Genomic DNA, 13841 nt, shown 5'->3' with positions numbered 1-13841 from the left:
ATGCCGCCTCACTTTCTTGCGCAGCAGAATAGTGTATGTTCTGAACAATCATTTATTTCTTAAGCGGTAAAGAGATGAGACGGATTGAGATAATACTGGGAGAGCTGGAACGGCTGACGCGAGGACTGAATCTTGCCCAACTGGCGCAGGAAACGGCGTTCACCGCGGAGGCCATCGGCTTTAATCTTGGGCTGGCGCGTAACTCGGTCAGTAAAGATCTCAATCAACTCTGGAATGACGGTCTGGCGATTAAAAGTCGCGGACGTCCGGTATTCTTTCTGCATCGTCAGGCGATTGAAACGCTGCTGGGACGCAAACTGGATGAGTCCGAGCGCGAAGTGCAAACCGTTGCCGATCTGTTGCCTGTTCAGGAAGCCCAGGCGACAGACGATCCCTTTTTCGGCCTGATTGGTTACGATCGCAGCCTGCGCGATGCGGTGGAAAAAGGCCGCGCGGCGGTGCTTTATCCCCACGGGTTGCACGTTCTGCTGACCGGTCCTTCCGGCGTGGGCAAAACCTTTTTCGCCGAACTGATGCACCGTTTTGCCTGCGAACGCGCGACGGGAACACCGCCACCGCTGGTCTATTTTAACTGCGCGGAATACGCCCATAACCCGGAGCTGCTCTCTTCACATTTATTTGGCCATCGACAGGGGGCCTTTACCGGCGCAAACGAGAATAAACCGGGGCTGGTCGAGCAGGCTGACGGCGGCTATCTGCTGCTCGATGAAGTGCATCGTCTGCCGTATGAAGGTCAGGAAAAACTGTTCTCAATTCTCGACAAAGGCCAATACCGACCGCTGGGTTCCAGCGCCGTGGCGCGCTCAATTTCGGTCCGTCTGATTTGTGCGACCACCGAACCGGTCAGCTCGGCGCTGCTGCGCACCTTCCAGCGACGTATTCAGGTGTGCATCGATTTACCCGGCATCCGCCAGCGCTCGGTGGAAGAGCAGGTTGAACTTATCGTCGGCTTTTTACAGCGTGAGAGCCGTAAAATCGAACGCACGATAAGCATCGACCGTACCCTGCTGCTCTGGCTGCTGAATAAGCCGCTGGAAGGCAATATTGGTCAGCTCAAGAGCGACATTCAGTTTCTCTGCGCCCAGGCCTGGGCCTCGGGGATGACGGAACACAGCGATACGCTACAGCTGGATAAACGTCTGGCAGAAATGCCGTTTAACGCCACGCCGGAACAACGCCTGCTGGTGGGAGCGCTGTTCGAAGGTAAAGAACATCTGAGCATCGACGCCCGTACGCTGCCCGCACTGAAAAATTCGCTGGCGACCGGAGCCGAAATTGAAGAGAGCGATCTCTTTTACAGCTTCCTGACCCGGGAATATATCAACCTGCGCAACAGCAACGTACCGCCAGCCGAAACCCTGGCGATACTTAAAAATAAACTCAGCTCGATTTTTGAATACGGCCTCTACAGCCGCGACAGCGTGGCGCATCCCCCGCGCTATGGCGATCAGATTGAAGAGCGCGTGACACTACTGATCGGCTGCGTTGAGCAGGTGCTCGGTTTTACGCTGCCGGAGAATCTGGTTAACCCGCTGCGCAAACACTTTCTGGCGCTGATTGGCTACGTGCAGCGCGGGCTTATTCCCCAGCTTTATTCTTCCAGCCTGATCCTCGATCGCTGTAAAGATGAATACGAAAACGCCACGCTGTTATGCCGAAAAATCAACGAACTGCTGCATATTCAGTGCCCGGCGACGGAGGTAGTCTGGCTGTGTCTGTTCCTCAAAGAGTGTCGGCATTACCGCCAACGAATTGACGCCAGCCCGGACTGCGGGGTGATTTTGATTGCTCACGGCGCGACGACCGCCACCAGCCAGGCGCAGTATGTGAATCGCGTGCTGGAGCGCGAGCTGTTCAGCGCTATCGATATGCCTTTCGAGCAGTCGGTGCATGATACGCTGGAAGCCCTGACGCAGATGATCCAGGCCCGGCAATATCGCCGACTGATCCTGATGGTGGATATTGGCTCATTGGTCCATTTTGGCAGCACGATCAGCAAATTATTCCAGATAGACGTTCTGTTGATGCCAAATATTACGCTCACCAGCTTGTTGGAGGTAGGACTGGATTTAAGCTATGAAACCAGTGATTTACCGCAGCTGGCGGCATTAATGCAGAGCAAAAATATTCCCTGTCAGCTCTGTACGCCGCAGCAGGAAAACAGCGGGAAAGTGCTGGTCATCTCCTGTATTACCGGTATGGGTACGGCGGAAAAAATCAAAAAGGTGCTGGAAGAGAGCTTCGGCGAGCTGATGTCGCAGGACACGCGGATGGTGATCCTCGACTACAACGAAGTCCGCAGCCTGGAGCGCGTTCAGCAGGCGATTAACGCCAGCGAGCGTCTGGCGGGGATCGTCGGTACTTTCCAGCCGGGACTGCCGGACATTCCGTTTATCTCGCTCGAGGAGCTGTTCTCTGAGCAGGGACCCGAACTGGTGCTCAGCCTGCTGACGCCGGATCTCTCCAGCAGTGAGCGTCGTCTGGAGATGGAGCGCAGCGCAATGCGTTTCATCAGCGCATTGACCATGGAAAGCATCATCAACCATATTTCGGTGCTTAACCCGCAGCGCATTCTGAAAGAGATGGAAGGTGTGCTGAATCATCTGACCACCGCGCTTTCGCTAAAACCGAGCCGCCAGGTGACACTGCGCTTCCTGATCCACTGCTGCTGTATGGTTGAGCGTATCGTGATTAACCGCAAACCGTTACAGATGGCGTTAGAGAACAAGCCGGATCTTGATATCCGCGCGTTTAGTGTCATTAAATCTGCTTTCTTGCCGATCGAAGAGGCCTATGCCATTCGCTTATCGGACGCGGAATATTTTTATATCTACGAACTGCTGTATAGCTAATCTCTTGTCTGGTGGGGCTTTGCGCCCCGCCAGCATCCACAACTCCCCCGTGTGACACAAATTCTGGCACAGCCTTTGCTCTGTTTACCTATGTCTATGTAATCGAGCCAGGAGGCCATTTTGACTACCACTGAATCCTTGCCCCAGATCCTGCTGCTGACCCATGGCGGCTGGGGGCAACAGCTTTGCAACAGCCTGCGCATGGTGATGGGCGAAATCAAAGGCGTGACCGAAATTGCGTTGATGCCCGTTGATACGCTCGGTGAGTTTTATCAGCGCGTCGAAGTCGTGGTGAAAGCCATGCCGGAAGGCTCACTGATCCTGACCGATTTTATTGGCGGCACCACTTCTAATGTTGCGGCGCGGCTGAGCGCCGACTACCCGGTGGCAGTCATTTCCGGGCTGAATGCCTCTTTGTTACTGGAGGCGCTGGACAAACGCGAGCACGGTCAACTGACCGCCTGTGTGGCCGAACTGGTCGAGGCCGGGCGGAGCAGCTGCCTGGACGTTGTTGCTCACGTACGTCAATTACAACAATCACAATAAGGATTAAACATCATGGCAAACATCGTTTTATGTCGTATCGATAGCCGTCTGATTCATGGCCAGGTTGTGACTAAGTGGGTTGGACAATCTCAGGCAAACCGGATTGCGGTGGTTAGCGATGAGCTGGACGCCGACCCATTTATGAAAAATATCTACCTGATGGCAGCGCCGCCAAATATCAAAGTGGATTGCTTTGGTAACCAGAGTTTTGCCGCCGCATGGAAAGAAAATCAGCTTGGTGACGGCAAGGTCCTGGTGCTGTTCCCCTCTCTGGCGGCGGTCCTGGAGGCGGTCCAGTTGGGTTTTGATGTCTCCACCATTCAGGTCGGTGGGCTGGGCGGTGGGCCAAACCGCAAAGCGGTATTCCAGAACATCACGCTGGATGAAAAAGACGTCGGCATTCTGAGCGACCTGAAAAATCGTGGGATTCAGGTGTTCTTCCAGACTATCCCGGAAGATAAGCCGCAGTCGCTGGACGATATCCTGAAAAAATTCTAATTCGTTGATAACAGGGTACTTAACTATGGATACTTTAGTCTTTGCAAGCCTGATGGGGTTGTATTACTGGTTTGCCCGATTACGCCTTGGCTACACCTTTTCCGCCATGCTGCTGCAGCCGGTGGTGATTGCCGTATTCGTTGGCCTGCTATTAGGCAACATGGAAACGGCGATGATCATCGGCGCAGGTATGCAACTGGTTTACCTCGGCGTGACCTCTACGCCGGGCGGCAACGTCCCGTCGGATCCGGCGCTGGCTGCCTGTATTTCAATTCCTATCGCCGTGAAGGCCGGAATGGACCCGAACCTGGCCATCGCACTGGCGATCCCGTTTGGCGTTATCGGTGTGTTCCTCGACCAGTTGCGTCGTACGTTAAACGCCGCGTGGGTACATATGGCCGACAAGCACGCGGAAACGGCCAACATGGCGGGGATTATGCGCTGTGCGTTCCTCTACCCGGCGTTACTCGGGCTGGTGCTGCGTTTCCCGGTGGTCTTTGCCGCTAACTATTTTGGTCAGGACGTGGTGGAAAGCTTCCTGAAGCTGATGCCGCACTGGCTCACACACTCCTTTGAAATTATGGGCGGCATTCTGCCGGCGTTGGGCTTTGCCATCACCATTATGGTGATCGGTAAAAAGAGCCTGCTGCCGTGGTTTATCGGCGGATTCTTTGCAGTGCTGTACCTGAAGGTGGACATCATGGCGATGGCAATCTTTGGTACCTGCGTGGCCTTCCTGATTAAAGGTCTGGCGAAAAATGAAGGAGCAGCATGATGAGCAGCGACGTAATGCAGCATGAACTGGTGGAGCGTGCACGTGAAAGCGGCACGCTGACCAAAGCAGATATCACCAAAGCCTGGTTTATCTACTGGCTGGGTGCGGAAGTTTCCAGCTCCTATGAGCGTTTGCAAAGCCTGATTTTCTGCGCCTCGATGACACCGATCATCAAAAAACTATACCCGCAAAAAGAGGAGCAGGTGGAAGCGCTGAAACGCCATCTGAACTTCTTCAACTCGGAGCAAACGTTCGGGGCGGTGATTCAGGGGATTTCCATTGCGATGGAGGAGCAGAAAACGCGCGGCGAGCCGATTAGCGACGCTTCGATCACCGGGATTAAAACTGGCTTAATGGGGCCACTGGCCGGGATGGGCGACTCCATTATCTGGGCAGCCGTTATGCCGCTGTTAATTGCTATTTTCATCCCGTTCGCCGCCAATGGCAGCGCGATGGGCGGAATTGTACCGTTAATTCTCTATCCTGCTATTACGCTGGCAATCAGCTACGGCATGGTCCACAAAGGCTATACGCTGGGGCGTGACTCGATTATCGGTCTGCTGCAGGGAGGGCGAATTAAGGAGCTTATCTACGGTGCTAACGTGCTGGGTCTGATCATGATGGGCGCGCTTTCTGCGAGTTACGTCAAGATCACCACCCCGCTAAAACTCAGCGCCCTGAAAGGCTCTGAAGTGGTGGTTCAGCAAATTCTCGACTCTATTGCCCCCGGCCTGTTGCCGCTGGCGGCGGTGTTCGCCATCTACTTTTATCTGGTGAAGAAAGGGCCACGTTACACCACGATCCTGCTGTCAATTGTGGCGCTCAGCGTGGTTTGTTCGCTGTTGGGAGTGCTGTAAACCATGACACAGAATATTTATCAACAACTGGGGCTAAAACAGGTCATTAACGCCTGCGGCAAGATGACGATTCTGGGCGTTTCCAGCGTAGCGCCGGAGGTGATGCAGGCCACCGCGCGGGCGGCCTCAGCCTTTGTTGAAATCGATCGGCTGGTGGACCGTACCGGCGAGCTGGTTTCCCGTTATACCGGCGCGGAGGACAGCTATATCACCTCTTGTGCGTCGGCGGGTATTGCTATCTCTGTCGCCGCAGCCATTACCCGCGGTGACCCGGCGCGAGTCTCGCTAATGCCTGATAGCACAGGTATGGCGAATGAAGTGGTCATGCTGCGCGGGCATAACGTTGACTACGGGGCGCCAATCACCAGCGCTATTCGCCTGGGCGGTGGTCGCGTGGTGGAAGTCGGCTCAAGTAATCTTGCGGCCCGCTGGCAGTTGGAGAGCGCGATTACCGATAACACCGCCGCGCTGTTGTACGTGAAATCGCACCATTGCGTGCAGAAGGGCATGTTGAGCATTGCGGATTTTGTGCAGGTCGCGCAGGTTCACAATCTGCCGCTGATTGTTGATGCCGCCGCCGAGGAGGATTTACACGCCTGGGTGGCGAGCGGGGCGGATATGGTGGTCTACAGCGGAGCAAAAGCCTTTAACGCGCCGACCTCCGGGTTTATCACCGGTAAGAAACAGTGGATTGCCGCGTGTAAAGCGCAGCACCACGGGATTGCCCGGGCGATGAAAATCGGCAAAGAGAATATGGTCGGGCTGGTGTATGCCCTGGAAAACTATCATCAGGGGCAGGTCGTGGTGACTGCTGAGGAACTCCAGCCCGTGGCACAGGCGATATCAGCGATTCCCGGACTGGACGCCGATATCGAACAGGACGAAGCCGGACGCGCCATCTGGCGGATTCGGATCCGCGTGAACGCGCAGACGCTGGGGCAGGATGCTTATGCTGTCGAAGCGCAACTTCGCGGGGGCGATATCGCGATTTACGCTCGTCGTTACAACCTTCATCAGGGCGTTTTTAGTCTTGACCCGCGTACGGTCGCAGAAGGGGAAATGGCGTTGATCGTAGCGCGATTAAAGGAGATTGCAGACCATGCAGCACATTAATTTTTATCGGAATAAAGTGGCCATTAACGTGCTGGCGAAGGATATCGCCAATGCCCGGGAAATCTATGATGCCGCTGAAGGCCATGCGGTGATCGGCGTGCTTTCCGCGCAGTTTACGTCAGTTGATGAGGGCGTTCGGGAAGTTAAACGCTGGATGACGGAGGTGCCGTCGATCTCCGTCGGATTGGGGGCTGGCGACCCGGCACAGTATTACAAAGCGGCGATGATAGCCTCAGCGGTTCATCCGGCGCACGTCAACCAGACCTTTACCGGCTGCGGGTTTGCGGCAGGGGCGCTGGCGGCCACGGGCGGCGAACAAACCCTTATCAATGCGCTGGTCAGCCCGACGGGCACACCGGGGGAAGTGCTGATCTCGACGGGCGTTTGCAGTAGCCAGGGCACGCCTGCCCGCGTTTCCTGTGATGCAGCGGTACGGATGATGTTGGATTCAGGGGCGCACGCGGCGAAGTTTTTCCCCATGGGGGGAGAGCGGTCGCTGCCTGAGTTGTATGCGCTGGCGACGACCGCTGCGCGCAACGGCATGACGCTGATTGAACCGACGGGCGGGATCGATCTCGATAACTTCGGCATTATCCTGAAAACCTGTCTGGAGGCGGGAGTACCCCGCGTGATGCCACATGTTTACAGCTCGATTATCGATCCACAAACGGGTAATACCCGGCCTGAAGATGTCGCCAGGTTAATGGAGATAGTGAAAGAGATGGTGTGACGTTGTTATCGCCGGATGGTGCATAAAAGATGCCTGGTAAGCGTTAGGTTTCACCGGGCATTTTTGCGAACACCATTCCCGGAAAATGAATACATTGCAAAAGTATGTATTTATTCGCCAAAGCCCCTCGCAGATGAAGAGTTTCCCTAATGTTGGTTGCGCTGCTGGCGAGTAAGGTTCCGTCATCTTGTTCTTTTGGTGACGGATCGCCATGAAAAATCCTACAACTTCTACCCCGCATGATGCAGTTTTTAAAAAGTTCTTAAACCATCCAGAAACGGCGAGGGATTTTCTTGATACCTATCTCCCAGCGTCATTGCGTGAACTTTGCGATCTGAACACACTGAAGCCGGAATCCGGGAGTTTTATTGAGGAAGACCTGCGTGTCAGCTATTCCGATGTACTGTGGTCACTAAAAACAAGGACTGGAAAAGGCTATATCTATGCGTTGATTGAACACCAGAGTTCGCCGGATGCGCATATGGCGTTCCGGATGATGCGTTATGCCATTGCCGCGATGCAGAGCCATCTTGATGCCGGAAACAAAACGCTGCCGCTAGTGGTGCCGATACTTTTTTATCATGGCGTTGCTAGCCCGTACCCTTTTTCACTGTGCTGGCTGGATGAGTTTGACGATTCAGAAACTGCGCGGCAGCTTTATGGCGCGGCTTTCCCGCTGGTAGACATCACAGTGGTGTCTGATGACGAGATTATGCAGCATCGGCGCATGGCGCTACTGGAACTTGTCCAAAAGCATATACGTGAGCGCGATTTGATGGTGCTGGTCGATAAACTGGTTGCTCTGCTGATTAAGGGACACGCTAATGACAGTCAGGTAGAAACGCTATTTAATTACCTGGTACAGTCCGGCAGCGCACCGCGTTTTGAAGCGTTTATTCGCGAGGTTGCCAGGCGTGTTCCCAGGCATAAGGAGAGATTAATGACGATTGCAGAATGCTTACGTGAGTCGGGGCGAAGAACAGGATTGCTGGAAGGCAAACTCGAAGGCAAAAAGGATGAAGCGTTGCGGATCGCCCATGCCATGCTTGAGAAGGGCATCGATCGTGAACTGGTGCTGATGATTACCGGGCTTTCCATTGATGAGCTCACGGCACATTCTGACTAATTATCCTTTTTTCCATTATGCTTTTTTCTTCTTGCTGATGCTTTTTCGTTTTTTAAACCGCAGTGGCCTTCCCGCTATAGTCATTTCATTACTCATCAGGCGGTTATTTCAAAAGGATAAAAACGTGAAACTGAAGATACCTCATTTTGCAGCCGGGACGGTGGTATTACTGGCGGGATTATTGCTGGCAGGGTGCGATCAGCAGAGCAACGACGCGAAACATATTAAAGTGGGCGTGATTAACGGCGCAGAGCAGGACGTGGCGGAGGTCGCGAAGAAAGTAGCCAAAGAGAAATACGGCCTGGACGTCGAGCTGGTGGGCTTCAGCGGTTCATTATTACCCAACGATGCCACTAATCATGGTGAACTGGATGCCAACGTCTTCCAGCATCGTCCGTTCCTTGAACAGGATAATAAAGCGCATAACTATAAGCTGGTGGTGGTGGGAAATACCTTTGTTTTTCCAATGGCCGGTTATTCGAAGAAAATCAAAACGGTAGCAGAACTGAAAGACGGCGCAACGATTGCAATACCTAACGATCCGACCAACCTTGGGCGGGCGCTGTTGTTGCTGCAAAAAGAAAAGTTAATCACCCTGAAAGCGGGGACAGGCCTGCTGCCTACGGCACTGGATATTACTGATAATCCACGGCATCTGAATATCATGGAGCTGGAAGGCGCGCAGCTACCACGCGTACTGGACGATCGGAAAGTGGATGTGGCGATTATCAGTACCACTTATATCCAACAAACCGGACTTTCCCCGGTGCATGACAGCGTATTTATCGAAGATAAGAACTCGCCGTATGTGAATATCCTGGTGGCGCGAGAAGACAACAAAGATGCCGAAAACGTGAAAGAATTTCTGCAATCTTATCAATCACCGGAAGTGGCAAAAGCGGCGGAATCCATCTTCAACGGCGGTGCGGTTCCGGGCTGGTAATTAACCCGTTGCCGCGCCGGTTGGGGTTAAACCGCTCTGGCGCGGCGACGTGAGTCCATTGAGATCAGCACTACCGACGAGAGGATCAGCATCGTGCCCAGCCAGTCAGGCAGGGTGAACGTAATGCCTAACAGCAGCAGAGACAACAACGCGCTGCTTAGCGGTTCCGCGCAGCTCAAAATGCTCGCTTTCGGGCCGCCAATCATCTGCGCACCTTTTAGGTACAGGCTAAACGTCAGTGACGTACCGATAACCACCAGATAGAAAAATGCCAGAATCAAACTGCCATTGACGACAAAGTTTGTTCCCTGCCCGGCATAAAACGGCAGCAGGATCATCCCGCCAATTAACATACTCCAGCCAACAACCGGCAGCGTACCGTAGCGCGCGATAAGCGTTGAAGGGTAGGTGGTATAAAACGCGGCGGCAAATGCGGAGGCAATTCCCCAGAACAGCGCGGCAGGTGAGATAGACAGCGATGTCGGGTTACCGTGGGTGACCAACAGGAACGTGCCAATGAGCGAGGTCAGGATCGCGGTTAGCACCAAAATGCCTGGTCGCGCTTTACGTACTACGGAAAACCACGCCACGATGATGGTTGGTGACAAAAATTGCAGTACCGTCGCGGTGGCGGCGTTAGATTTTTCAATAGTTAACAGAAAGGTCAACTGTACGGTAAGCGCGCCTACCACCGAGAAAATCAGCAGGCTAATCGCGTCTTTGCGGTTTTTGATAATGGAGAATACTTTGTCGCCGTGAACGAAAGAGAGCATCAGCAGAATAAGTCCGGCGAAAATCAGACGCGTCATGGTCAGGAACTGAGATGACATCTGACTTTGCTCCATGATGTACTGTGCACAAACGCCCGAACTTCCCCATAATACGGCGGCAATCAGGACGTTCATCATCCCTCTTCTGGTGGAACCCATCTTTCCCTCGGCATGTCGTTTTGTTTTATTTGTGTGCAGGCATCATAGCAGAGATAGTTGCGATTTCTGCCAGCACATCCGCAATCAGCCAGTCATTAAAGATTTTCACTTCCGGACGCATTACCGCATGCTGCGGCGTGACGATGTAGTATGACCACGTCAGCGGCCAACGGGTGTCGGGGTGAAGTTGCACCAGCTGTCCGTCGGTAAGTAACTGCTGAACCAGCGCCCGACGAACGATAGCCACCCCCTGACCGCTGATTGCCGCCAGGATCACCGCAGAGGTGGAGTTAATGTGCAGTCCACTGTCGCGGACGGCCGGGGCATGGGTAGCGTGCAAGACATCATCCCACGCAGGAAAATGAGCGCCGGGGTGGGGAGTGTCGTCGTGGATCAGTTTTTGCGCGGCCAGCCATTCCCCGCAGGCGATTTTATCTACCGGTACCATTCGTGGGCTGCAGACCAGAACGGCTTCTTCATCCATTAACCAGGTTTTGTTGACGCCGGGCCAGTCACCTTTGCCGCAGCGTACGCCCAGATCGGCTTCGCCGTGGGCGACATCCATCAGCTTTTCCGTCACATTCAAACGTAATTCGATGTTTTCATGCGTTTGTGAGAAACGATTGAGACGACTCATCAACCAGTTCATGACCAGGACCTGCGACGCGGTAATGATCACCACCGAGCGCGCCCGACGGCCGCGCAGTTTGTTGAGTCCGGATTCCAGGTTATCCAGTCCCAGAGTGATGTCGCGCAATGCGTCCTGTGCTTCGCTGACCAGCGTGAGACGTTCTTTGCCCGTGCGGGTGCGATGTAACAGTGGATGGCCTACCCAATCTTCCAGCGCACGCACCAGTTGACCAACGGCTGCAGGCGTCACGCCCAGTTCCTGCGCCGCGCCGGTGAAGCTGCCATGGCGGGCGGTGGCTTCAAAAGCGTGTAACCATTTTAGCCGATTGAGTGAACGCATCTGCTTTTTTCCATTCTTATTAACTGTTTCCAGTATACGCCAGCGAGATAGATTTTCTTTCTTGAGATGCTATTTCTTCTCAGTCGTCAACTCCTGAGCCGAGTGGCATCTTTAGCGCGTCAACGAATTCTTTAAACGAGGTTAACGATGAGCGCATTCTTTGCCGGAAAGAAATTATTAGTGGTGGGTGGGACCAGTGGGGTGGGATTCGAAACGGCGAAACTGATCCTCCAGGGCGGCGGTAGCGTGGTGCTGGTAGGCAACCGCGCCGAGAAAGCGGAACGGGCCCGTCAGGCGTTGGCGGAGCTGGGTGACGTCTCCGTCATTGTGGCAGATCTGATGTCGGAAGCGGGGGTTAGGCAGGTGATGGCAACGGTGAATGCTGATCATAAAGACATCAACCTGTTAGTGAATGCGGCTGGCGTGTTTTTCCCGAAACCTTTTACTGAACATGAAGTTGAAGATTATGAGCTATATATGAGCCTCAATCGGGCGACGTTTTTCATCACCCGCGATGTGGTACGCAATATGTTGGCAGACAATATAAACGGCGCCATCGTGAATATTGGTTCAATGTGGGCGCAACAAGCGGTGGGCGCGACACCTTCATCGGCCTATTCGATGGCCAAAGCGGGTCTGCATGCTTTAACCAAAAATCTGGCTATTGAGCTGGGTGCGCATGGGATTCGCGTGAACGCCGTTTCGCCAGCGGTCGTGCATACCCCCATCTATGAAGGGTTTATCCCGAAAGAAGATGTACAAGGTGTGATGAACAGCTTTGACAGTTTCCACCCGATCGGTCGGGTCGGTAAGCCGCTTGACGTTGCCGAAACCGTCGCGTTCCTGCTGTCAGACAAGGCGGGTTGGGTGACTGGCGCTGTCTGGGATGTCGATGGCGGTGTTATGGCTGGACGTAATAGCTGACAGGGACTGATGCTGCGCATTACAAAACGCCTGCTTATACGAAACAGGCGTTTGTGCAAGATCGGAAAAGTTAAGCGCGCTGAGAGTCCAGCAGCTCGTTATTTTTCACAACATCCTGGGCTTTGGTATAGCTTTCAATTAGTAACTGATAAGCCGGGAAGATTTTGGCATAGACTTCAGCCCATTCCGCTGCGTCTTCCCGATTCCAGGTTTTCTGCAGTTCAGACGCAACCGCGGCAGTATCCATCGGCACGACACCAGCCTGTACGACGCGGGCCATGGTGATCTCCTGCGCCATTTTGCTGTAGGTACCGGAAGCATCGATGACGGCAAAGACTTTATAACCTTCTGCTACCGCGCTGATGGCCGGGAATGCCATGCATACACTGGTGATGGTACCAGCAATAATCAGCGTCTTACGGCCTGTCGCTTTTACTGCCGCAACAAACTCTTTGTTATCCCAGGCGTTAATTTCACCTTTGCGTGCGACATAATGTGCGTGAGGCGCGTTCTCATGAATTTCCGGAATAAGCGGACCGTTTGGCCCCTGCGGCACAGAGGCGGTGGTAATCACCGGCATTTTGCATAAGGTGGCGATTTTTGCCAGAGCCGTAGCTCTTGCACGCAGTTCAGTCATTGGCATATCGCCAACGGTCTGGAACAGGCCGCTTTGATGATCGATAAGCAACATAACTGCGTCATTGACATCAATCACTGGGCGTTGGCCATTAAAATTAGCGGGTGTAGACATGATCCATTCCTTGTTGTTGCTTTTTGCAGGCTATCTAACCTGCAGTAAAGTCTAAATCGCCTGGGCGATATCCATTTTTGCTCTACAGTTCATTAACCATTATTGACATCTTCATGGTTAATTTCAGGGGGAGGCTAAAGCTATCTTTATCAGAATTGCCTTAGTGAATTAATTTCCTCCTGCCCCATTAAAATAACAATACTTGTTATTATGAAATTATATTTCTGCATTCACATTATTTTATGGTGTGTACTGGAAGTAAGGGGATGGAGATTCGGCGGGTGTTTCTGAGTGATTTATTTTTATATGGTTATTATTATTGTGAAATAAAATGAATATTAACGATATATCTTCAATGTCAATTTTGCGACTAATGCCACAGTTTTCCAGAGGATAATGATCATGTCTATTTTATTTTCTAAGTTATTATTGAGTTAAGTAAATTCTCAAGTTGATATTTATTGTGCTCCCCCGAACAGCAGAGAAGCACGGTATTAATATTACGGCTCTATAGGCGTCAGATAATCCAGTCGTAGCGGCTCGGCCAGTAGATCGTTCATTTGCAATACAAACGACTGGAAATGCGGCAGGGCGATATGTTCGTCCAGGCCAGCCTGACCGCGCCAGGATTCGCGCACATAAAATACATCTGGCGTGTCGCGTAACTGGAACAACGCATACTCAATATTGCCCTCCTCCCGGCGCGTGGGCAGTAAGAGAGCTTGTAGCGCCTGTTTCAGTGCATCGATTTTCCCTGGTTTGGCTTTCAGTACTGCAATAATTGAAATCACTTCTGCATCAGACAT

At 53.1% G+C, this 13841-nt stretch carries 14 protein-coding genes; 10 read left to right on the top strand and 4 right to left on the bottom strand.

Annotation, left to right across the window (positions count from 1 at the left end; all coding sequences use genetic code 11):
- The first annotated feature begins 74 nt into the window (after positions 1 to 74).
- The 9 genes from dagR (at position 75) to nlpA (ending at position 9461) form a co-directional block, all read left to right on the top strand.
- A complete protein-coding gene (gene dagR, locus FOB24_RS01230) occupies positions 75 to 2873 on the top strand; it encodes a transcriptional regulator DagR (RefSeq protein WP_150344436.1) in 2799 nt (932 codons plus the stop codon).
- Positions 2874 to 2993: 120 nt separating this feature from the next.
- The gene (locus FOB24_RS01225; RefSeq protein ID WP_038635600.1) at positions 2994 to 3419 is read left to right on the top strand and encodes a PTS sugar transporter subunit IIA; all 426 of its coding nucleotides are present in this window, start codon (positions 2994 to 2996) and stop codon (positions 3417 to 3419) included.
- 12 nt (positions 3420 to 3431) lie between these two features.
- Complete coding sequence (locus FOB24_RS01220) at positions 3432 to 3917, top strand: PTS system mannose/fructose/N-acetylgalactosamine-transporter subunit IIB (RefSeq protein WP_038635597.1); 486 nt, start codon at positions 3432 to 3434, stop codon at positions 3915 to 3917.
- 25 nt (positions 3918 to 3942) lie between these two features.
- Entirely contained in the window at positions 3943 to 4692 is a 750-nt protein-coding gene (locus FOB24_RS01215) for a PTS mannose/fructose/sorbose/N-acetylgalactosamine transporter subunit IIC (RefSeq protein ID WP_003023960.1), read from the top strand.
- A complete protein-coding gene (locus tag FOB24_RS01210) occupies positions 4689 to 5549 on the top strand; it encodes a PTS system mannose/fructose/sorbose family transporter subunit IID (protein WP_005121522.1) in 861 nt (286 codons plus the stop codon). Before FOB24_RS01215 ends, FOB24_RS01210 begins: the two co-directional genes overlap by 4 nt.
- Positions 5550 to 5552: 3 nt before the next feature.
- Positions 5553 to 6662, top strand: coding sequence for a D-glucosaminate-6-phosphate ammonia lyase (gene dgaE / locus FOB24_RS01205; protein ID WP_069323676.1), 1110 nt, complete (start codon positions 5553 to 5555; stop codon positions 6660 to 6662).
- Positions 6649 to 7392, top strand: a complete 744-nt coding sequence (gene dagF, locus FOB24_RS01200) for a 2-dehydro-3-deoxy-phosphogluconate aldolase (protein WP_150344435.1) — start codon at positions 6649 to 6651, stop codon at positions 7390 to 7392. The genes dgaE and dagF overlap by 14 nt, the downstream gene beginning before the upstream one ends.
- A gap of 211 nt (positions 7393 to 7603) precedes the next feature.
- Positions 7604 to 8518: an Rpn family recombination-promoting nuclease/putative transposase gene (locus tag FOB24_RS01195; RefSeq protein ID WP_150344434.1), complete on the top strand. Its 915-nt coding sequence runs from the start codon at positions 7604 to 7606 to the stop codon at positions 8516 to 8518.
- Positions 8519 to 8642: 124 nt separating this feature from the next.
- The gene (gene nlpA, locus FOB24_RS01190; RefSeq protein WP_150344433.1) at positions 8643 to 9461 is read left to right on the top strand and encodes a lipoprotein NlpA; all 819 of its coding nucleotides are present in this window, start codon (positions 8643 to 8645) and stop codon (positions 9459 to 9461) included.
- A gap of 26 nt (positions 9462 to 9487) precedes the next feature.
- On the opposite strand, the gene FOB24_RS01185 is transcribed toward nlpA, so the two are convergent.
- Positions 9488 to 10390, bottom strand: coding sequence for a carboxylate/amino acid/amine transporter (locus FOB24_RS01185; RefSeq protein ID WP_038635581.1), 903 nt, complete (start codon positions 10388 to 10390; stop codon positions 9488 to 9490).
- Positions 10391 to 10415: 25 nt separating this feature from the next.
- Positions 10416 to 11360 (bottom strand): LysR substrate-binding domain-containing protein, encoded by a 945-nt coding sequence (locus FOB24_RS01180; protein WP_150344432.1) that lies wholly within the window; start codon positions 11358 to 11360, stop codon positions 10416 to 10418.
- A gap of 147 nt (positions 11361 to 11507) precedes the next feature.
- Here FOB24_RS01180 and FOB24_RS01175 point away from each other — a divergent pair, with 147 nt between their 5' ends.
- Positions 11508 to 12284 carry an SDR family NAD(P)-dependent oxidoreductase gene (locus tag FOB24_RS01175; RefSeq protein ID WP_150344431.1) on the top strand — a complete coding sequence of 259 codons (777 nt, stop codon included), beginning with the start codon at positions 11508 to 11510 and terminating at the stop codon, positions 12282 to 12284.
- A gap of 70 nt (positions 12285 to 12354) precedes the next feature.
- Here the strand turns inward: FOB24_RS01175 and FOB24_RS01170 are convergent, their stop codons facing one another.
- Together FOB24_RS01170 and FOB24_RS01165 are read right to left on the bottom strand one after the other, a co-directional pair.
- A complete protein-coding gene (locus tag FOB24_RS01170) occupies positions 12355 to 13035 on the bottom strand; it encodes a hydrolase (protein WP_150344430.1) in 681 nt (226 codons plus the stop codon).
- A 500-nt stretch (positions 13036 to 13535) separates the two neighbouring features.
- Positions 13536 to 13841, bottom strand: a complete 306-nt coding sequence (locus FOB24_RS01165; RefSeq protein WP_042311525.1) for a putative quinol monooxygenase — start codon at positions 13839 to 13841, stop codon at positions 13536 to 13538.

The organism is Citrobacter werkmanii (genome assembly GCF_008693645.1).
In the GTDB taxonomy this organism is placed as follows: domain Bacteria; phylum Pseudomonadota; class Gammaproteobacteria; order Enterobacterales; family Enterobacteriaceae; genus Citrobacter; species Citrobacter werkmanii.
The sequence above is the reverse complement of the archived record's forward strand: the minus strand, read 5'-3'. Positions and strand labels throughout refer to the sequence as shown.

Bases quoted from the DNA above. Each gene is read 5' to 3' on its own strand.
- dagR (WP_150344436.1), top strand. From the start codon at position 75: ATGAGACGGATTGAGATAATACTGGGAGAGCTGGAACGGCTGACGCGA.
- FOB24_RS01220 (WP_038635597.1), top strand. From the start codon at position 3,432: ATGGCAAACATCGTTTTATGTCGTATCGATAGCCGTCTGATTCATGGC.
- FOB24_RS01215 (WP_003023960.1), top strand. From the start codon at position 3,943: ATGGATACTTTAGTCTTTGCAAGCCTGATGGGGTTGTATTACTGGTTT.
- FOB24_RS01210 (WP_005121522.1), top strand. From the start codon at position 4,689: ATGATGAGCAGCGACGTAATGCAGCATGAACTGGTGGAGCGTGCACGT.
- dgaE (WP_069323676.1), top strand. From the start codon at position 5,553: ATGACACAGAATATTTATCAACAACTGGGGCTAAAACAGGTCATTAAC.
- dagF (WP_150344435.1), top strand. From the start codon at position 6,649: ATGCAGCACATTAATTTTTATCGGAATAAAGTGGCCATTAACGTGCTG.
- FOB24_RS01195 (WP_150344434.1), top strand. From the start codon at position 7,604: ATGAAAAATCCTACAACTTCTACCCCGCATGATGCAGTTTTTAAAAAG.
- FOB24_RS01185 (WP_038635581.1), bottom strand. From the start codon at position 10,390: ATGGGTTCCACCAGAAGAGGGATGATGAACGTCCTGATTGCCGCCGTA.
- FOB24_RS01180 (WP_150344432.1), bottom strand. From the start codon at position 11,360: ATGCGTTCACTCAATCGGCTAAAATGGTTACACGCTTTTGAAGCCACC.
- FOB24_RS01175 (WP_150344431.1), top strand. From the start codon at position 11,508: ATGAGCGCATTCTTTGCCGGAAAGAAATTATTAGTGGTGGGTGGGACC.
- FOB24_RS01170 (WP_150344430.1), bottom strand. From the start codon at position 13,035: ATGTCTACACCCGCTAATTTTAATGGCCAACGCCCAGTGATTGATGTC.
- FOB24_RS01165 (WP_042311525.1), bottom strand. From the start codon at position 13,841: ATGTCTGATGCAGAAGTGATTTCAATTATTGCAGTACTGAAAGCCAAA.